At 28.2% G+C, this 21,763-nt stretch carries 15 protein-coding genes, 1 pseudogene and 2 CRISPR repeat arrays; of the genes and pseudogenes, 5 read left to right on the top strand and 11 right to left on the bottom strand.

Annotated elements, in window-relative coordinates:
- The first annotated feature begins 57 nt into the window (after positions 1-57).
- From AAT22_RS05445 to AAT22_RS05425, 5 genes are read left to right on the top strand one after another with little or no spacing between them, the layout of a single operon-like run.
- Positions 58-993: an ABC transporter ATP-binding protein gene (locus tag AAT22_RS05445; RefSeq protein ID WP_016208618.1), complete on the top strand. Its 936-nt coding sequence runs from the start codon at positions 58-60 to the stop codon at positions 991-993.
- Entirely contained in the window at positions 993-1,700 is a 708-nt protein-coding gene (locus tag AAT22_RS05440; RefSeq protein WP_047000509.1) for an ABC transporter permease, read from the top strand. Before AAT22_RS05445 ends, AAT22_RS05440 begins: the two co-directional genes overlap by 1 nt.
- Entirely contained in the window at positions 1,697-2,374 is a 678-nt protein-coding gene (locus AAT22_RS05435; protein WP_016208620.1) for an ABC transporter permease, read from the top strand. Before AAT22_RS05440 ends, AAT22_RS05435 begins: the two co-directional genes overlap by 4 nt.
- A complete protein-coding gene (locus AAT22_RS05430) occupies positions 2,375-3,472 on the top strand; it encodes a histidine kinase (RefSeq protein WP_047000508.1) in 1,098 nt (365 codons plus the stop codon).
- A 3-nt stretch (positions 3,473-3,475) separates the two neighbouring features.
- Positions 3,476-4,084: a response regulator transcription factor gene (locus AAT22_RS05425; RefSeq protein ID WP_047000507.1), complete on the top strand. Its 609-nt coding sequence runs from the start codon at positions 3,476-3,478 to the stop codon at positions 4,082-4,084.
- A 51-nt stretch (positions 4,085-4,135) separates the two neighbouring features.
- Here the strand turns inward: AAT22_RS05425 and AAT22_RS05420 are convergent, their stop codons facing one another.
- From AAT22_RS05420 to cas4, 11 genes and pseudogenes are all read right to left on the bottom strand, one after another.
- Positions 4,136-5,701, bottom strand: a complete 1,566-nt coding sequence (locus AAT22_RS05420) for an MBL fold metallo-hydrolase (protein WP_047000506.1) — start codon at positions 5,699-5,701, stop codon at positions 4,136-4,138.
- 13 nt (positions 5,702-5,714) lie between these two features.
- Entirely contained in the window at positions 5,715-6,404 is a 690-nt protein-coding gene (locus AAT22_RS05415) for a TetR/AcrR family transcriptional regulator (RefSeq protein ID WP_047000505.1), read from the bottom strand.
- Positions 6,405-6,571: 167 nt separating this feature from the next.
- Positions 6,572-7,056: pseudogene (locus AAT22_RS05410) on the bottom strand (N-acetylmuramoyl-L-alanine amidase).
- A gap of 140 nt (positions 7,057-7,196) precedes the next feature.
- Positions 7,197-7,862 carry a M55 family metallopeptidase gene (locus AAT22_RS05405; protein WP_047000504.1) on the bottom strand — a complete coding sequence of 222 codons (666 nt, stop codon included), beginning with the start codon at positions 7,860-7,862 and terminating at the stop codon, positions 7,197-7,199.
- 43 nt (positions 7,863-7,905) lie between these two features.
- A complete protein-coding gene (locus AAT22_RS05400) occupies positions 7,906-8,619 on the bottom strand; it encodes a MerR family transcriptional regulator (protein WP_084820722.1) in 714 nt (237 codons plus the stop codon).
- A 1-nt stretch (position 8,620) separates the two neighbouring features.
- On the bottom strand, positions 8,621-9,454 hold the full coding sequence (locus AAT22_RS05395; protein WP_047000503.1) for an Hsp33 family molecular chaperone HslO: 834 nt from the start codon (positions 9,452-9,454) through the stop codon (positions 8,621-8,623).
- 250 nt (positions 9,455-9,704) lie between these two features.
- Positions 9,705-10,085: a DUF2809 domain-containing protein gene (locus AAT22_RS05390; RefSeq protein ID WP_047000502.1), complete on the bottom strand. Its 381-nt coding sequence runs from the start codon at positions 10,083-10,085 to the stop codon at positions 9,705-9,707.
- Between the two features lie 434 nt (positions 10,086-10,519).
- Positions 10,520-12,734: a CRISPR direct-repeat array (repeat unit 30 nt; unit sequence ATTTACATTCCAATATGGTGCTACTAATAT).
- A 72-nt stretch (positions 12,735-12,806) separates the two neighbouring features.
- Positions 12,807-13,954 (bottom strand): IS3 family transposase gene (locus tag AAT22_RS05385; protein WP_156174287.1). Its coding sequence is split into 2 segments (ribosomal slippage): positions 12,807-13,711 and positions 13,711-13,954, totalling 1,149 coding nucleotides; the frame shifts between segments, so codons are not numbered across the junction.
- Positions 13,955-14,042: 88 nt separating this feature from the next.
- Positions 14,043-19,773: direct repeats of the CRISPR family, unit length 30 nt; unit sequence ATTTACATTCCAATATGGTGCTACTAATAT.
- 178 nt (positions 19,774-19,951) lie between these two features.
- Positions 19,952-20,230, bottom strand: coding sequence for a CRISPR-associated endonuclease Cas2 (gene cas2 / locus AAT22_RS05375; protein WP_047000501.1), 279 nt, complete (start codon positions 20,228-20,230; stop codon positions 19,952-19,954).
- Positions 20,231-20,243: 13 nt separating this feature from the next.
- Positions 20,244-21,236, bottom strand: coding sequence for a type I-B CRISPR-associated endonuclease Cas1b (gene cas1b / locus AAT22_RS05370; RefSeq protein ID WP_047000500.1), 993 nt, complete (start codon positions 21,234-21,236; stop codon positions 20,244-20,246).
- Positions 21,237-21,253: 17 nt separating this feature from the next.
- Positions 21,254-21,748: a CRISPR-associated protein Cas4 gene (gene cas4 / locus AAT22_RS05365; protein ID WP_047000499.1), complete on the bottom strand. Its 495-nt coding sequence runs from the start codon at positions 21,746-21,748 to the stop codon at positions 21,254-21,256.
- Positions 21,749-21,763: the final 15 nt, after the last annotated feature.

Raw genomic sequence — 21,763 nt, 5'->3', positions numbered from 1 at the left:
AAATGTAACTACTAAAAAATCTTCTATTTATTTATAATAACCTCAGAGGTGATAAAAATGATTTTAAAAATAGAAAATGTAATAAAACGCTTTAATAATCACTTAGCGTTAGACTATTTATCTTTAGAAGTGAATAAAGGAGAAGTTATTGGTTTACTTGGTCCTAATGGGGCTGGAAAAACAACATGTATAAAATCCATTGTAGGACTACTTTCCGTTGATGAGGGAGAAATAATAGTATTTGATATGAAACAGGACGGAAAGAACCAAAAGATAAAAAGCAAGATTGGTTTTGTAACACAAGAAATTACTATTTATGAAGATATGACTGCAAAGGAAAACCTAGCTTTTTTCGGAAGCTTATATGGTTTAAAAAAGACAGAACTAGAAAGTAGAATTAATGAAGTAGCTAAAATTATTGGTTTAGAAGATCGTTTAAATGACCGCCCTAAACATTTCTCAGGTGGAATGCAAAGACGCTTAAATATTGGCTGCTCTATCTTACATAACCCTGAATTATTAATTATGGATGAGCCAACAGTTGGAATAGACCCTCAATCTAGAAATTATATTTTAGATTTCGTTAAAAAGATAGCTGCTGAAGGAACAACTGTTATCTATACTTCCCACTATATTGAAGAAGTTGAAGCCGTAGCTAGTAGAATATACATAATGGATCAAGGCCATGTAATAGCTTCAGGCACATTAAAAGAACTAATTGCAAGAATTAAAGGTGATTCCCACATATTAGTTGACGTTAAAATAGCAAGGGAAGATAAAAAAGATGAGCTTTTAGCACTAACAGATGTAAAAGAAGTAGTTATAAAGGATAACCAATATCACATCATTGTACCAGGAGGTATATCAATAATTGATAAAATTGTTTCAATTCTAGCTCCTTTAGGTATAGTTAATGTGAATTCTAAACAGCCAACCCTTGAAGATGTATTTCTAACATTAACAGGAAAACAATTAAGAGATGAGGTGAATTAATGCTTAAGTTTTATATATTAAGATCCTCTAGGGATATTTTCGGCCATCTAATTTTGATACTTTTACCAATTTTATTAATAAGCTTTTTTAGCTATATTAATTCAAGTTACAACATAGGTGCCATAACCCCTGTATTAACTATAGGTTTTGCTTTAACATTTCAAATATATGGGTCAGCTATTAGTTTTGAAACTTTAGGGCAAGATTTTTTATCGCCAATACGTAATAGATTATTAGCAACACCAGTTAATCCTGTAAAGGTTGTATTATCAATATTGTTTTCTGGCATAATAGTAAGTTTCCTACAAACCTTTGTTGTTTTAATATTTTCAATTACTATTCTAGATATAAAATTTAACAACCTATTTTTAATTTTACTTGTAATGCTTATTTCAGTAATATTTAATCAACTATTTGGTACTCTTATTTTATTCTTAAGTAAAAATGTTAAAACAGCTAACTCTGTTACAACTTTATATGGCATTGCTGCCCCAATATTAACAGGACTATATTTTCCACTTCCTGATAATATAATAACTAATTTATTTGAAAAATATCTAACACCAATGGCCTTAGCTCAAACTGCAATTTTGGGTATTATTGATAATAACTTAAAAAATTTTATTATAGGAATAATTCCATTAATAATACTTAGCGTAATACTATTTTTATTAATAAAACTCCTAAGTAAGAAGGTGATTCTATGATTATATTTAAACATGCATTAAAACGTAGTCTTGCACAACCTATTAGTATATTAATTACACTTATACTTCCAATAGGAATAATATTTGTACCCCCTTTAGCTAACAGCTATCCAAATGGAATCTATCTATATGGCTTATTAAGCTTATTTTCTGCCTTTATACTATCTAAGCCTATAGTGGAGGAACGTCTTAATAAAATAACAGTTAGAATTTCAGCTACACCTACTAAATATATCAGTTACCTTAGCTCTCACTTAATGGCTTATACTTCTATATTAGTAGTGCAAAATATAATATTTATATTAGGAATATATCTATATTGGAAAGATCTTAACATTAACTATTGGTATATATTTAGTTTGAATTTTGTTTACATACTAATGTCAATTGCATTTTCATTATGCTGGAATTCACTATTTAAGTCCTATAATCTTTCTTTTGGATTATTTTCTGGCTTTGCATCTATTATGTGTTTAGTTAGTGGTGTAACTATGCCTCTACAAGTAATCCCTGAAGAAATAAAAAAATTTATAGTAGTTTTACCTACATACTGGTTACCCTATGGACTAAATTCTCTGCATGATGGTAATATTAAATATGTATTAATAGCACATCTTGTATTATTAATTTACTCAGGAATATTTCTATTAATAGGCAGCAAAAGGAGATATTAAATGATTGCAAAAAAGAACTTTATCATTGGACCACAAATAATATATTCATTTATTATGGTAATACAACTTTTAATATTGCTTATTATAATTTTTCATAAATTATTAAATCCAATGGTTTTTTTGCTTTATTTAATATTAATTTTTAGTATGGTTTTAAGATGGAGAATAAAACTAAAACCATGCTATATGTTAATTGATTTAACATTCTTTCTATTAACAGCTGCATTTTATCCCCCTGCTTCTATATATTTATTTGTATTTGCCTATTACTTTTCATATAAAAACAAACTAATTTATACCCTTCCATTAATTATTGTAGGATTAATAGTTAATGAGGGCAGCTATTATTTATTACTATTACAGGGGCTATTATTTGGTACAATTTTATGTCACTGGGAAAGAGAAAGTACTTCAAATAAGAATATAATGGACCACCTAAGACAACATATTTATGACCTGGAATTAGTACAGTCTCAGCTATTATCAGATTATCAGGACACAGATAGAATATCAAGATTAACAGAAAGGCAGCGAATTGCAGAGGTACTCCACGATAGTTTAGGTCACGAGCTTACTGCTGCACATCTATCCTTAAAAGCATATAAATCTCTAATAAAATCCAAACAATTTGAAAGAGCCAATATAACATTTAGTAAGTCAGAGAAACGTTTAGAAAATGCATTACATCAATTAAAAAGCTCTGTTAAAAGCATTGAACCTAATTTAGAAATTGGGCTATTGGATATAACTAATTTATGTGATAATTTTATTTATCCAGTTGAATTTGTACATAGTGGGAATATTTTTAAATTAGAACCTTATATATGGCAATTAATTTTAATGTCTGTAAGGGAAGCTTTAACTAACATTACAAAACATGCTCGTCCTAATAAAGTGAATATATCTTTAAAAATAACAGATTATTCTGTTAGGATGACTATTGAAAATGATGGAATAATAAATAACCCTAGAGAGATATCTGGAAATGGGTTACGATATATGCGTAATAGATTAGAAGCTGTAAATGGCAGTTTAAGTATTCAAAGACAAGGTACTTTTAAATTAATTATATTTATTCCATTTGAAAGGAGTAAGTAATATATGAAAATATTAATAGTTGATGATGATGAAATGGTTATTGAAAGTCTTGATATCCTTTTATCTACTGATCCAGCTCTTGAAATTATAGGAAAGGCTTCTAATGGAAATGAAGCAATTGAATTTTGCAAAAAGAATCCTGTGGATATTATTCTTATGGATATTCAAATGCCAGTTATGGATGGAATTGGTGCTTGTAGAGTTATTAAAAAAATTAATAAAGATATAAAAATTATCATGCTTACAACTTTTCATGATTATAAAAACATTCACCAATCACTTCAAGCAGGTGCCTCTGGATATTTATTAAAATCAGATGATACAGAAAAACAAATAATAACTATTAAAACTGTATATTCTGGCCTTTCCATTATAAGTGAAGAGGCCTTAAGGAGCTTTTCTGAATCAAAAGACGAAAATAATTTAACTGCAAGAGAAAATGAAATTTTAGAACTAATTGCTAATGGACTTTCAAATAAGGAAATTTCCAAACAGATCTTTATTAGCGAAGGAACTGTAAGAAATACTATTTCAACTATATTAGAAAAATTAGAATTACGAGATAGAACTCAATTAGCAATATATTATTGGCAAGCTAAAACCGATATGTAATAAAAAAAAGCAATATAACAATCTAAGATTTGTCATACTACTTTTTGCAATTTAGTTAAAGCCTACATGTCCAGTTTCCTCATTTTCTGATGCAGGTACATAGTAAGGCATATTACCCGGTTTTAATTTCCAATCATTGTTGAAAAGATTAAATCTATAATTTCTTATATTTTTAAGTTCTTCTTCAGCAAAATATCCATCATCAAGAAATTGTTCAACTAATTCCTTTTGATAATTAGTATAATCATGAGCAAACAGCATTACTGTGTCAGCTTTAGCATCTACTAATTGCTGTAATTTTCGAGTTGAATCTAATTGCTTTTCTGTTTCTTCTCCACCTAAAGTAATTTGTCTAACCTCATCAATTGACATATGATTTAGAGTATATGGTGTATCCCCCATAAATAAAAGATCATATTCATCTGCCTTTACCAAAACAGAGGTATGCCCAGGAGAATGACCTGGAGTAGGAAGAAGAATAACACTTCCATCACCAAAATAGTCTAAACTGTTAGAAAAGCTCTTATACTCACCAGAGTTATAAGTAAATAAGTCCATATTATCCTTTATCAAATCGTATGAGTAAGGGTAAATAGAAGTTCCCTTTTCCCAATCTTCTTTGCTTAATATTACCTTGGCATTTGGCAGGTTTCGAAGTCCTCCAGCATGGTCATCATGTGTATGAGTCATAAATACTGTTTTTATATCTTCCAGCCTATACCCCAGCTTCTCTACCTGAACTTGAAGATCCTGCTCTGTGGTCAGCTTGTATTCATCTTTTACTGTTAACAAACGTGAAACCATATAATTGTGATTATAGAATCCATCGTGGTCATTAGCCTGCTCCCAGCTTATAGCTGCATCAATCATCATAAGACCATGCTTTGGATGATCAATAAGATATGTGTATAGAGGTATTGTAATGTTATCTCTATTCACAAGAGTTTTAAAATATCCACTAAGTCCTTCCCATCCATCAAGACCGCCGTAAAATTGTCCATAAGTTAAAATCGTGTCTCCTACGTGAAGCGGATAAACCTTAACTTTTCCATCCTTAGAAGGTAATTTTATAACTACAGATTCAATTGCCTGCAAACGCGCCTCTTCAGCCTTCTTTAAGATGCTTGTACGATAATTTTCGACTATTGGCACAGAAATATACATTAATGCCAAAAATATAATAGCTGGTACACCAAATATAGTAAGTCGGAAGTTTTTGCTTTTTTTCACAAAAGACTTCGAAAGTGATTCTGGGCTCCTAAAAACTATTATCATAAGTATAATAGTTATACCTGAAAGAATTCCTAAGATTACTGGTATATCCTGAATGTAGAATATAACTGCTGCATAAAAAATAGTAAATAATAAAGTTGAAGGTATCACAAAGAACTTTAGCACTGTTCTTCTGCTTTTCTCACCATTAGTAATAAGCCTGAAAATTCCTGGCCAAAGAAGTCCAGTATTTGCTGCAAGTGATATAATAACATATATGGTCAGTAATACAGTGTTTATTCCCTTCATATAAAATACGACACTCATAATAGCTAATAGCCATAAACTTATTATTAAAAGTAGCCCTTTTCCAATGTTTTTAAGTGTTTTTAATAATATTGTCAAGTCCACATCTCCTTTATTTAAAATTAACCCATTGATTCATTGTTTCATCATTAATAATACTAAGAGTAGATTCAGGAATTCCTAATACCTTTTCTATGGAATCTGTATAAGCTGCTAGTATATTTTTCATTTGGTCAATGCAGCCTTTGTCCTTTGTATCATTTATAATCATCAAAGATAATCTATCCCACAAACTTTGTATCAAAGAAAGGGTAACTTCTCCTGCCTGCTCTGGAAAAGAAGGCTTAAAAGTTCCTTCTTTAATCCCCTGGAAAATCATGGAGGATAAGAGAGGAGAAATACGTTCAATTGAATTGTTTAACATTTTCTGACGGATAATTGCATTATCATCGCTGTACCATACCCTCATAAGAGTAATTAAATAATCTCTTTGCCCAACCTTCCAATTTCCTGCTGCTGTGAAGTATTTGTTTAACTTTTCTATAGCTGGTAGACTTTCATCCTTCACTATAGGAATTATCTGTTCTTCTCCTTGATCCATAAAGCGTTCGATAAGTGCATCTAACATATTCTGCTTTGATTTAAAATAATGAAAAAAAGTTCCTTTAGAAATACCTAATTCAGTCAAGATATCTTGAATTGACATCTGCTCATAGCCCTTTGTATAAACAAACTTTTGAGCTGCATTAAGAATTTCATTACGTTTTGCATCATATTCATCTTTTTTTATTATTCTTGCCATAATATCACTCCTTTTAATAAACCGACCGTTGGTATATTAATATAATATATAGTATTTACTCTTATGTCAATATTTATTTGCAAAAAATAACTCCTTCTATTACAACTTTTATGTATTGTAATTAGAAGGAGTTATTAATTTATTTACTTCTTCAATATTGTAATTTATCAATCTATTTCTAAGTATTTCTTAATTCCATTACATATAGATTCTGCAATTAAATATTGAAACCCATCATCAAACATCAGTTGTTCTTCCTTAGGATTAGTTAAATATCCAACTTCCAACAAAACTGATGGCATCTCTGTGTCCCTAACTACAAATAGTTCTTCCTTCTTAACCCCTCGATCATTAACCCTGTTGTACTAACTACATGATTATGTATGACTTCTGCCAAAATCTTAGACTCATTATTATAATAATATGATTCTGTACCAGATACATCTGGAGTTTCAAATATATTTCCATGAATTGATATATATAAATCTGCATTTAATTCATTTGCAAAACTAGGCCTATCCTTATAATCAATATATCCATTGATTATATAAATTTGTATTCTTTCTTCTTTTTCCAATACTTCATTTACTTTTTTTGATAAGCTGAAGGTAAAATCCTTTTCATATAAACCACTTACACTTGTTGCACCCACATCTATACCACCATGGCCAGGATCAATCACTACCAAAAATGTTTCTTTTGTTACACCGAAATTTTTATTATTAGCTTGTTCATTCTTAATACTCCTACTAGCTATTTTATACAAATTTTAATTTCTCTACGTGAAGTATTTTATAGATATATACTACTATATGTTACAATATTTGGTTCAACTAATTCTGTTCCAGGCATTATTGATGCATATTCAGCTTGACCGCTATTTAAAAAAGTAACCTTCATTTCAGCAGGCTCTTGTAGTTTTATAGGATTAATATTCTTGGCATTTATTAATGCATACTTTACTTTTTCATTTATTTTTTCAAATGCTGCAGATGGTGTTAAACACTTTGCTGAATATCTTCCATATGATGTTTTAACTACAACTGTTTCAATTTCAGTATTCACTTTCTTTACTTTCTCTTCTAGAATGTTGTCGCCTGATACCAAAACACCTGGAACATTAAAGTGACCTGCAACACATGCATTCATATAAAATTCCCCAACATCTTTACTGTTAATATTTATGTTTGAAATCACACCTCCATGAAAAGAGTGGCTCAAAACCCCGCCCATATTCATTCTGGAATGATATCCTATTAATATTACCGCGTCAAAGGATGAATCTAATCCTTCCATCATAGCCCCCTTAGGGGATGGACCTGTAATTAATTGTGCTTTATCATTTAAAGATTCTATAAGTATATTATTTCCAGCTCCATGTAAATCATTAACAACAATTTCTGTTGCTCCAATCTCAATAGCTCCCTCGATTACTGCATTAACCTCATAGAAAAGCAAAAACCTATGTATTCATCTGAAATTCAAGTATATTTATCAGCATCTATTCCATTAAACTCATTAAGTACTTATACAATTCATCAGTAAGTCCATATCTTAACTGGGTACTATTTTGAGAAGCATGGAATGAAGAAATTGAATCTTTCATTTGCTCATCTTCCCCTACTATCCTATTAGTTATATTTCTCCAATATCGGATACATTCTATTGCTTTTATATCAATTTTAGACAATCCCTTCCTATAGCAGTGCTTCAATTTGGAAATAAAAGCAACCCATTCTTCTGCACCATCTGCTTCTGAATTAAAATTAATTAACCTGTCTTTTAATTCATTAAATTGTTCCTTAGTAAAAAATTTATCTGATGACAAATTAATAAATGGTATAACTTCTTTAATATCTTCTGAAGATAAGTTTTTATTATCTTTAAGATTTTCCTTTAATTTAAGTAACTTACAGAAAAGTTGCTGCTTTTGTGCAATTTCCTCTTGCACATTAGAAATTTGAATTTCAATTAAATCTAGAATATTAACATTTTTAAATATAAGCAATTCTTTTATTTCATCAAGATTAAAGCCTATATCTTTCATTGATATAATTTGATATAATTCTGTAACACTTTTCATATTATACAATCTATGCCCTTTTTCTGTTACCCTAGATGGCTTTAACAAGCCAATTTCATCATAATAATGTAACGTTCTTACAGTTATACCTGTCATATTTGCTAAATCACCAATTTTTATATATTCACTCAATTTATATTCCCTCTTTTATTTTAACAATTTCTTTTAGATCATCTCCATTAAATAAATACTTTTTACCACATATACCACATTCTAATTCTTCGCTTTTATTTAATTGAATTGATTGCTTTAATTCATCCATTTCTACTGACATTAAAATACCAAAAAACATTTCTCTTGAACAATTACATTCTATTTGTATTTTGTATTCTTCTATGACTCTTGCATATGAGGAAAGCTTATTTGGCAAATCAGCCCATTCTAGTAAAGTTAATGTATTCTGATTACTATTAATATAGTCTGTTAAATACTCAAGATTTTTCCTTTCCACAAAAGGTAATGGTTGTATCATGCAACCTCTCATTATTCCATTGCATATAAAAATTTTAAAAATTGTTTCTACCTGTTCACTTCTACAATAAAAATCCGAAAAACATCCTTCTATCGAATCACCTCTTAACTCTATTGTACCAGTAAACATTCCTGACATCCAGCCTCCCCTGCTTATAGACATAGTTGCACCTTTTCCTGCTAAATCCTCCATTTTTCCAGTAAATACTTTTAATTTAGAAGAGAACGTGCAATGTATATTTCCTTCCCCATCTATATTACAATAAACCGAATATCCTTGTGGCTTAAATCTTATACTAATATCTAAACGTTGGTCTCTTTCAGTTAATAAACCACGTAATAAGCAACAACATATAAATATCCTTCTGTAAAGCTCTTTTGAAAAATCTGATTTTATATCTTTTATATTACCGTGTTCTATTATATCTGTTGCGTCAGTAATATACATTCTAACTTCATTATCATTTGTTAGTAGTTTTAATAAATTATTCTTCATCTTAATTATCACCTCAAGAACATACTACATCATGACGTAACGTGAGGTTCAATAAAGAAATTACAAATTAATTTAGAAGTTGGACTTTTAAACTTAACTAATTTATTTGTTCTATTTTGACAAAGCAAAAGCTACGAAGAATTCTTCATAGCTCATTTATTGGTAGTATATTAGATTGTTTGAATAAGAAAACCCTGTACACACCATTACCTCAGGCGTCTTAGCCATATGCACAATTTAAAACATTATATTAAAAGGTTTTATTAATTCGCAAACTTATATTTTCATATATTATTAAAATCATACTTCCAATGAAATAACATAAAATATCTTTTATATCAAAGGAAGTTCCCATAATTATTGAAGCAACTTTGTTATTTTCTAGGTTCAAAAGCTCTATAACCTTGAAATACTGCATAACTTCAACAAATAAGGCAAATAAAAATAAATAAATAGGTAAAATCTTAATTTTCTTATCTATAACTCCTCTAATAAAGGTGTACATTAAAATAATTACTAATATATCACCAATATATGGTCTAATAAAGTTATCATGCACGAAAAGCGCTATTAATGCCTCTATTATAAACAAAATTAAAAAAGATATTATATATTTTTTATTTATTCTCATATTGTATCCTCTTCTTTATATATTTTTCTAGTTTCTAATATTGTCCAAGTTACCCTTAAGGATACTGGCTATAATTAATATTAACATATTATTACACTAGTTATTAAATTTTTAATATATATTTAGATGCCTAATAATTTGATTCAAGATTTATTTCTAACTCTAGCATCTAGTTGTGATTCTTTATTAGTTAAATTTATTTTCTCCTTGAACAAATTTCTAATTGTGATTCATAAAAGAAAATTACTATTAACCTCTACTAACATATTGATATAGCGTGTATTTTTTCCTATGAGAATATGTGCTAAAACCTCACTCACACTTAAAGGAGCATATATCTTCATTAACAAAGTTGCATAGAGGTACTTAGGAGTACTTTTGGGTCTACTACTATTAAAATTTAGTACGTAATAATTATTATATAACCCTAAAAATATTATATTCCAATATGGTGCTACTAATATCCAATGATATGATTAATACTTATCCAGTTTCTAAGCCATTTACATTCCAATATGGTGCTACTAATATCTATCAAGTCCATTACGTTTTAATTCCTCAATACTCTATTTACATTCCAATATGGTGCTACTAATATGTTTGTACTGGCTATGAAAAGTTAGGAGGTAAGTAAATTTGCATTCCAATATGGTGCTACTAATATGTTAGTTGGTAGAAGTATAGGAAATATTGATAGAAATTTACATTCCAATATGGTGCTACTAATATTGATAAAAGCAAAATAGTAGAACCATCACCTATGATATTTACATTCCAATATGGTGCTACTAATATATTTACTAGTATATAATTACATTAAAGTTAATTTTGATTTACATTCCAATATGGTGCTACTAATATTGAAAAAACGTTGGCAGAATAAAATCAAGAGGTTTGAATTTACATTCCAATATGGTGCTACTAATATATATGTAACAGAGCGTGACATAGAGGGTTTAAACTAATTTACATTCCAATATGGTGCTACTAATATAAGGAGATAATGAAATGATAAAAGAATTATTTAAAAATTTACATTCCAATATGGTGCTACTAATATAACACCATCCCAATCGCCTTCCTTCTCTATGCTACTGATTTACATTCCAATATGGTGCTACTAATATAAAGGGGAAATGATGAAATGAAAGAAGTTAAAAAAATTTACATTCCAATATGGTGCTACTAATATTTAATTACTAGAAATAGTTATAAAAAATTAAATATTTTATTTACATTCCAATATGGTGCTACTAATATGCTAGCGTGTCATGTCTTTGTTATCAAGAGAATAATATTTACATTCCAATATGGTGCTACTAATATCTACTTGTATATATGCCAGAATCAAATGATGCTTTAATTTACATTCCAATATGGTGCTACTAATATGATTATGAAATAAAAGAGTTGTTAGAAAATGAGATAAATTTACATTCCAATATGGTGCTACTAATATCAATAGAGCTTATAGAAAGTTACTTAAATAGACCAAGATTTACATTCCAATATGGTGCTACTAATATTTTGTATTGCATAATATAGTAAATTATACTGCATAGATTTACATTCCAATATGGTGCTACTAATATTTACTGAAATTCATTACTTTATTATACTATTAAATAATTTACATTCCAATATGGTGCTACTAATATCTATTTTATTTGAATTATTAATGCAAGATAAATCTATATTTACATTCCAATATGGTACTACTAATATTGAGGAAATAAAAGTATTAGTAAAATCACCAAATACATTTACATTCCAATATGGTGCTACTAATATTAATTAGTGGTGTTGGAATTGTTGCAAGTGCTTTAAATTTACATTCCAATATGGTGCTACTAATATGCATTTGGCATTATTCATATTCCCCCTCTAATAATATTTACATTCCAATATGGTGCTACTAATATCTTGTGTAACCACGCTAGAGCCGTAAATAAAATGTTTATTTACATTCCAATATGGTGCTACTAATATCTTCTAAAGCTGCTTCTACAACTTCTTTAGGTACATCATTTACATTCCAATATGGTGCTACTAATATAAAGAACTGAAAGAATTGCTAATTGTTTAAACTTGATTTACATTCCAATATGGTGCTACTAATATGAAGAATTTACTTGTAACTTATTTTATAACTAAGATAATTTACATTCCAATATGGTGCTACTAATATTTCACTATATCAAAAGGAGCAGTACAAATAACGGTATTTACATTCCAATATGGTGCTACTAATATTCACTTGCTGATAATAACTTACCGTTAAAATGTACAATTTACATTCCAATATGGTGCTACTAATATTGGGAGTAGATTAAAGCCCTATATAGATAGCTATGTATTTACATTCCAATATGGTGCTACTAATATCAATGGCTACATTTTCAGATATAGGAATTTCAACTGGATTTACATTCCAATATGGTGCTACTAATATTTTCAGTATTAAAGAATAAAGAAGATACTAATTTGAATTTACATTCCAATATGGTGCTACTAATATTATTGAAGTTGTACAAACTTCTATAAAAGATGTTCCATTTACATTCCAATATGGTGCTACTAATATCAAATAATATAGGCTATTTAGTCTATATTATTTTTATTTACATTCCAATATGGTGCTACTAATATTAAGAAATATTTAAATTTAAAGCCTCATGTTGGTCTTATGTCAATATCTTGGACACAAAAAGTCAAACTTTTTTATGCTGAACTTCTAGCTAATAATTCACATTGATGTGGTGTGATGTAATTTAGTGATGAGTGCAGCCTTTTTCTGTTATACCATCCTTCAATATATTTAAAAATAGCCACATTAGCTTCTGAGAAGGTGCGGTATGTACTTCTATATATTTCTTCCTTTTTTATTGATGAATGGAAAGATTCTATACAAGCATTATCATATGGACAACCTTTTTTACTGAATGATTGTAGAATATTAAACTCTTTACATAGGTCCTTTAAATCATTACTAGTGTATTGAGAACCTAAGTCGCTATGGAATACTAGTTGCTTATTTTTATCAGGAGATTGGCTGTAATAAGCATTTTTTAAGGCTTTGACAACTAAATCATTAGTCATTCTCTTACCGAAAGCGTAGCCAATTATTTTTTTAGAATGTAAGTCAAGAACTGAAGCTAAATAGCACCAACCATCTTTGATAGTATGAATATATGTAATATCTCCTACCCATTTTTCATTGATAGAAGTAGTAGTAAAATCTCTCTTTAAAACGTTTTCTAAACCTTCTGCTACTTTTTTGCTCGAATGAGGTTTGTATTTTTTTACAGTTACTGCACAAATACCAAGTTCGCTCATTCGTCTTTGAACTCTCTTTAAGGATATTTTAAAGCCTTCTATACTAAGTACATGATGAATCCTAGGAGCACCATATATTCCTTTATTGTCTTTATAGATCCTTTTAATAGCAGCGTTTAATTCCTCATTCTCTAATTCTCTTGCAGATTTAGTTTTATCAAAAGATTTATAATATGTGCTTCTGGCTACGCCTAGAACGGTACACATAGTCTTAATATCATGGTTACTTTTATTGCTATCTATAAATTCTATTATTTCATCTAATTTTTTGTTGCAAATATGGCCATAGCTTTTTTTAATATTTCATTTTCCTCTTTGATTCTTGCCATTTCTTTTTTAAAAGCCTTAACTTCCTTTAATGTCATAACTTCATTATCATCTACTTGTATTTCTTTAACATCTTTGATCCATCCGTTAATTGTTGATTTTGCAATGCCATATTCGCTACTTAGCTCTGCTAAGGTCATTCCTGATTTATATAAGTCTACTATCATATCCTTATATTCTTGATCATATCTTTTGCCCTTTCCCATATTGTACACATCCTTTCTTAACTAAATATTATTTTACTTAGTTCGTCTTAATGTGTCCACTACTTTATACTAACACCATGTATCTAGTATTTACATTCCAATATGGTGCTACTAATATGAAAATTGGTTGATTGTGTAAATAATAAATCTAAAGAATTTACATTCCAATATGGTGCTACTAATATGTCAATGAAGAAGTTTCTTTAGAAGATATTTCATTGATTTACATTCCAATATGGTGCTACTAATATGGGGGCATCTTTCGCCATTTTCATATCTGCTATATGATTTACATTCCAATATGGTGCTACTAATATCTGCTAAATCTGTTATCCATCCTGTATTGTTTTCTAAATTTACATTCCAATATGGTGCTACTAATATTACAAGTAAAACCCTCCAACTTTTTAACATTATAAGCATTTACATTCCAATATGGTGCTACTAATATTTATATTCATATGATCCTGTTACTTCTGAAATATAATTTACATTCCAATATGGTGCTACTAATATAGATAGGAGGGACACCACACTTTGTAGGAGATAAATTTACATTCCAATATGGTGCTACTAATATCAATTCCATTAATCCTCTATAAATAGAGGTTGCATATTTACATTCCAATATGGTGCTACTAATATTTTAGAGTTGAGTATTTATCATTTATAGTAGTTATTATTTACATTCCAATATGGTGCTACTAATATGCACCACATAGTTACAAAGGATTATTTAACAAAGAAATTTACATTCCAATATGGTGCTACTAATATAAAGAAAATATATCAAACTGTTAAAAGCTTTTTTGGATTTACATTCCAATATGGTGCTACTAATATCTATTGATTGTTCTTATAATGAATATATATCAACTGAATTTACATTCCAATATGGTGCTACTAATATTCTCCTTTTTCTTTTTGCTTAACACTTTATCTAATTTATTTACATTCCAATATGGTGCTACTAATATCATAAAAAATACTATAAGAAAACAACGCTCCAAGAATATTTACATTCCAATATGGTGCTACTAATATCTTAACCCTTTTAATACATCTTTAATATGTGCTCCATTTACATTCCAATATGGTGCTACTAATATTCTAAGCTTAGATACTTTATTTGCAATTACTGCTTCATTTACATTCCAATATGGTGCTACTAATATAAATTAACTAATTATGAATGTATTATCAAAAAGGAGTATTTACATTCCAATATGGTGCTACTAATATTGTAAATATCTCTATTAATCTCTTTAATACATTTACATTTACATTCCAATATGGTGCTACTAATATGAGAGAAGCGAGATAAAAAGAACATTAAAGAACTAAAATTTACATTCCAATATGGTGCTACTAATATAAAACCTTCAATTCTGTAATATTGATATTCATTTATATTTACATTCCAATATGGTGCTACTAATATCTGCATTTAGTATCGGAGCTATCTCAGCTTGGGTTAAATTTACATTCCAATATGGTGCTACTAATATTCCTCCCCTATGCTCCTGTTGTAGTTAATGTTAATGTATTTACATTCCAATATGGTGCTACTAATATAGAAAGTGAGCAAGAAGAACCCCAAGATATATTTGAAATTTACATTCCAATATGGTGCTACTAATATAAATGTTAAGCTGCCAAAATTGTTAGAACTTATAAAAATTTACATTCCAATATGGTGCTACTAATATTGACTATGATATTAGATATAAAAATTTAAAATTGATATTTACATTCCAATATGGTGCTACTAATATTTATGTATCTGCGTCTGCCACTATAACTCATATGGGATTTACATTCCAATATGGTGCTACTAATATCTATTAAGCCTTTCTCCAGCTAATTTTATTTCACTTATTTACATTCCAATATGGTGCTACTAATATTACTATTAATTCTTATAAGAAGATAGCTAAAAAAAAATTTACATTCCAATATGGTGCTACTAATATGTATTGGTCTTGATAATTTTTTTGATATATTTATTTGATTTACATTCCAATATGGTGCTACTAATATTAAACTAAAATTATTATATTGATCTAATCTAGCTTGATTTACATTCCAATATGGTGCTACTAATATAAGGGTATCTGAACAGGGTAGTAGGAATGAATTTTGATTTACATTCCAATATGGTGCTACTAATATTTTATTCTTTTCATACACTTCTTTATTAAATATTTGATTTACATTCCAATATGGTGCTACTAATATAGCTAAACTACCTATAGCTCCATAACTTCTTGTTACATTTACATTCCAATATGGTGCTACTAATATCATCCCAAGTGATGTTATTCTCATCTTTTTTTAATATATTTACATTCCAATATGGTGCTACTAATATTTGCTCTCCATTCTTCCTCTTAACTCTATAGTTGATATTTACATTCCAATATGGTGCTACTAATATAGTTTTTGATGATAGTACAGATTTTGTTTTTAATCAATTTACATTCCAATATGGTGCTACTAATATTTATCTGTAGTGTTTATAGTAATAATATTTTCTCCTGTATTTACATTCCAATATGGTGCTACTAATATACATATAAGCATCTTTTTTATTAGCTATTACTATTCCATTTACATTCCAATATGGTGCTACTAATATTTTTAAAGATACTAAATCTGAAAATACTTCTGATTTTATTTACATTCCAATATGGTGCTACTAATATACTCTATATAAACTACTAACCACCCAAGTATAAACTTATTTACATTCCAATATGGTGCTACTAATATTCAGTATAACTTACTGTTTTCATGTATTTAGTTTCATTTACATTCCAATATGGTGCTACTAATATATTCAGAATCTTAATTCTAAACTCTTTCATAGCATTTACATTCCAATATGGTGCTACTAATATATTAATTTGTGTATTATAATTTATGTATAGATAATAATTTACATTCCAATATGGTGCTACTAATATGGTATCTTCTATTGTCTAAGCAATAATAGTTTTACCATTTACATTCCAATATGGTGCTACTAATATTTATATGCTTGTCCAAATCACTGTAAATTATATCTGTATTTACATTCCAATATGGTGCTACTAATATATTCCTATTGTTGAGATTGTCAGCATTTTAACTGCAATTTACATTCCAATATGGTGCTACTAATATGAGTAACTAGACCTGATGGTACTATTGCTTCTAGTTCATTTACATTCCAATATGGTGCTACTAATATGCTTTTTTTCCTAAAAATGTTATTATTATTATTATATTTACATTCCAATATGGTGCTACTAATATTTAAAATTTCTTGAAAAATATGTATAATTTAAAATATATTTACATTCCAATATGGTGCTACTAATATACATTTACGGTTATCCATATGAATACTCACAAGAGTAATTTACATTCCAATATGGTGCTACTAATATGCATATTCTATTTTATCTGCGAAAAGGTCAACCTCATTTACATTCCAATATGGTGCTACTAATATATACTACTAAGGCCATCATTAAATTGTTTGCTATCCAATTTACATTCCAATATGGTGCTACTAATATGAAATCCTAAAGCATGATGCTTGACTTCAACTTCTCCATTTACATTCCAATATGGTGCTACTAATATCAGTTTTTGTTATTGATGATGTTACTTTATTAGCTTTATTTACATTCCAATATGGTGCTACTAATATTAATTCCTCTGAACATTCCTTGCAAGCTCTATAGCTATTTACATTCCAATATGGTGCTACTAATATTATCAATATTATGTTGAAGGTGGAAAGGTTACTACATTTACATTCCAATATGGTGCTACTAATATTTATCAATATTATGTTGAAGGTGGAAAGGTTACTACATTTACATTCCAATATGGTGCTACTAATATTAATTATAAAGTTGGTCAAACTGTTTCTTTTTATAGATTTACATTCCAATATGGTGCTACTAATATCCTAACCCCTTTCTTATTACTTCATATGTTTTTTCTAATTTACATTCCAATATGGTGCTACTAATATAATAGAAAAGATTATAATCATTTTTTTAGTTTGCATATTTACATTCCAATATGGTGCTACTAATATTAATACTTCTTGCAGATATCAAGATTTAGGGAAGTAATTTACATTCCAATATGGTGCTACTAATATATTAAATTTTATAGTATTACAGTGCCAAATACTGAAATTTACATTCCAATATGGTGCTACTAATATCTTGACATAGTATCATTAAGCGGGAAAACATTATAAATTTACATTCCAATATGGTGCTACTAATATTTTTGATATTTTTAATATTGTTGTTATTAATGCTAAATTTACATTCCAATATGGTGCTACTAATATGAAATACAAATTATTATCTTATATCCAAGTTCCTAAATTTACATTCCAATATGGTGCTACTAATATTCCATCAGAAGCCTTATATGCGTTTCTCATTATATTATTTACATTCCAATATGGTGCTACTAATATGAATATTTAAAAGAGGTTGAATTGCCTAATAATACAAATTTACATTCCAATATGGTGCTACTAATATCTCCTATAGTAAAAGTAAAATGTTTTTCTCTTTCTATATTTACATTCCAATATGGTGCTACTAATATTAACAGATATGAAAGAGGATATGCAAGTAGCTTATCAATTTACATTCCAATATGGTGCTACTAATATATCTTCAAAGCTTTCTTCATAATAAACATACTTACCTATTTACATTCCAATATGGTGCTACTAATATAAAATACGAAGTATACTGTAAGTTTAGATGTATTATATTTACATTCCAATATGGTGCTACTAATATCTTCCTTAGTTCCACCCATTTTATTTAAGTACCATTGATTTACATTCCAATATGGTGCTACTAATATAATATTCCCTCATTAGCATTATTTCCTGTTATTGTTATTTACATTCCAATATGGTGCTACTAATATCTTTTTCATCTATCTCAACATAATCTATTGCTTTAACATTTACATTCCAATATGGTGCTACTAATATAACTAGAACTAAAATACTCATTAGCAATAATAACTATATTTACATTCCAATATGGTGCTACTAATATAAAATATGGAGATAAAATTTATATATGCAGCAACTTATTTACATTCCAATATGGTGCTACTAATATTACCCCCTCTAGTTACATAAATAGCAATATAATTATAATTTACATTCCAATATGGTGCTACTAATATTCTCCAGTATCTTCACCGGGAATAGTATCATCAACATTTACATTCCAATATGGTGCTACTAATATCTTGTACCCATAAATCACCTATTTTATAAGGGGTAGTATTTACATTCCAATATGGTGCTACTAATATTTTTGTGTATTTAAATCATATACTCCTAAAAGTTTTTATTTACATTCCAATATGGTGCTACTAATATCTCTGTTTGTATTTTTCACTAATTCTCAGTATTCTTATTTACATTCCAATATGGTGCTACTAATATCCATGCTCCTCCATCAGCTTCATATATTGCAGCACTATTTACATTCCAATATGGTGCTACTAATATAAAAATGTCTTGATACTCTAAAGCTTTAATTCCACTATTTACATTCCAATATGGTGCTACTAATATATTATGTCTTTGAAGCTATAAAAGATATGAGAACTAATTTACATTCCAATATGGTGCTACTAATATGCAGCAGAACAAGCAACATTAAGATATAACTACATTAATTTACATTCCAATATGGTGCTACTAATATAAACATGAATTTAAATTCGTGTTAAAATATACAAAAATTTACATTCCAATATGGTGCTACTAATATGCGTCCACCGACAATCCGTATTATTACTTATGTCTAAATGGCATTTCTGTCTATCTATTAATTTTAGAATAATATTACTAACTTTTATAATATAAAGTATATAAAATATTTCCTTAAGATCTTAATATTACTATCATTGTCTACTCACCTATATTTTGACATTATATTGGGTCGACAATTAAATAAAATTGCTAGTTTTATCCTCCTTTTTCCCCCACATATCTTTAGATAACCATCTTTCGTTTCTGCTTTTAAATAATATTATAGAATCTTTATCTTTTCTTATTATACCATCTAATTCGTATTTTAGCTTAATTATTTGTGACTCTGCTAGCTCTCCTTCAAATACTGAGTTTTGAATATGAGATAAGTACTTTTTACATATTTTAAAAGTTCTATTTAGAACTCTTTGTCCCCCATCATCACTTTTTATATCATAAACTAATATAACATACATTTAATTCTCACTCCTACCACCATATTTTAAATGGATCATAATCCTTCTCTCCTAATAAATGCTTTATAAGTTTATAACATTCAAGTCTCATTAAATATTCATATGATACACTTTTATTTAAGTCTTTATGTTTTATAGTTGTCTGTAGTTTTTGATCCAATTCTCCTACTATTATTTTTGATGCTTCTTTTGTAAGATGTAAGTAATTTAATTCTTTAGTAAAACTTTTTTCAGTTATCTGCTTCTTATTTAAAAGTGAAAATATAAGTCTATCAGCTAATATTGGTTTAAATATTTCTGCTATATCTAAACTTAAGGAAAATCTTCGCACTCCTGGCTCATGAAGATAACTAACTGTAGGATTTAGTTGTGTATGATATATAGCTCCTAATACTTTTGTGTATACTAATGTATTTACAAATGATATTAACGTATTTATCATATTATCTGGTGGATTTTTCACTCTCTTTGTAAAATCTATCTTTTGGTCTATGATTATATTCCAAGCTTCATAATATACTTTTCTTATGTTCCCTTCATATCCCATTAACTCATTTATGTTATTGCTAGTATATATTCCCTTTCTTAAAGTTTCTATTTTATCCATATAGCTTTGTACATCTTTACCTCTACCATTATAGTATCTTAAATTTCTATATATATTATAACTTGCTCCATCTATAAATCTTTTAGCTATTTCTAACCTTTTCTTTTCATCAGTATAATGCGTTACTTGATTAACCAATAAATTACCTGATACAAGTTTTTCTCTTGGTTGAAAGCTTCCAGTATAGAAACTATAGTAATTAAAAAAGTGTACCACTACATCATATTGAGATAAAAAATTTATTAGGCTTGTATTAAAATTCATTTCAGACATAACATATATTTCATTTACTGTTTCTATAGGAATATATCGTTTTTCACCTTCTTCATCTATAAATGCTATAGAGTTGTCTTTTCTTTTCAATTCGCCATTATTATATATATAATAACTTCTTTTCATAAATTCTCATCCTCCTTTTATATAAAGCATAAATCATAGTAAGCACAAGATTTGCATATTTTCTTTTTTTCTAACGGCGGAGGATTTTTTAACGTAACTATTTTTTCGATATCTTCTAAAATTCCTTCAATAAGAATAATATCTTGATCTGTTAGCTCTACATCTATACTTTGTTTAAGCAATGGATAATCTATTTTACCTTTTATATTATCTACTTCTCTTTTCTTAAGAAAATACAAATAATATTTTACCTGTAATATACTAGCTTCTTCTATTTTATTGCTTTTTTTAACTTCATGTAATATACCTTTAGAACGTATGAAATCTATATTTATTATGTTATCTATATTTATGTGTTTTTTATCCCTCTTATAAGTTTCTTCATCTATTGCTTTACCTATTTCAACACTTTCATTACCTTGTTCCATTTGTATTTCATTATAAAAATACCATAGTTTTCTTTTACAAACTTCATAGTAATAAACCATTACTCCAGTAATTTCTTTTTTCATTATTCAACCTCTCAT

This window comes from Clostridium sp. C8 (genome assembly GCF_001010885.1).
GTDB classification, from domain to species: Bacteria; Bacillota; Clostridia; order Clostridiales; family Clostridiaceae; genus Clostridium; species Clostridium sartagoforme.
This window is presented reverse-complemented; position numbering and strand designations above follow the sequence as displayed.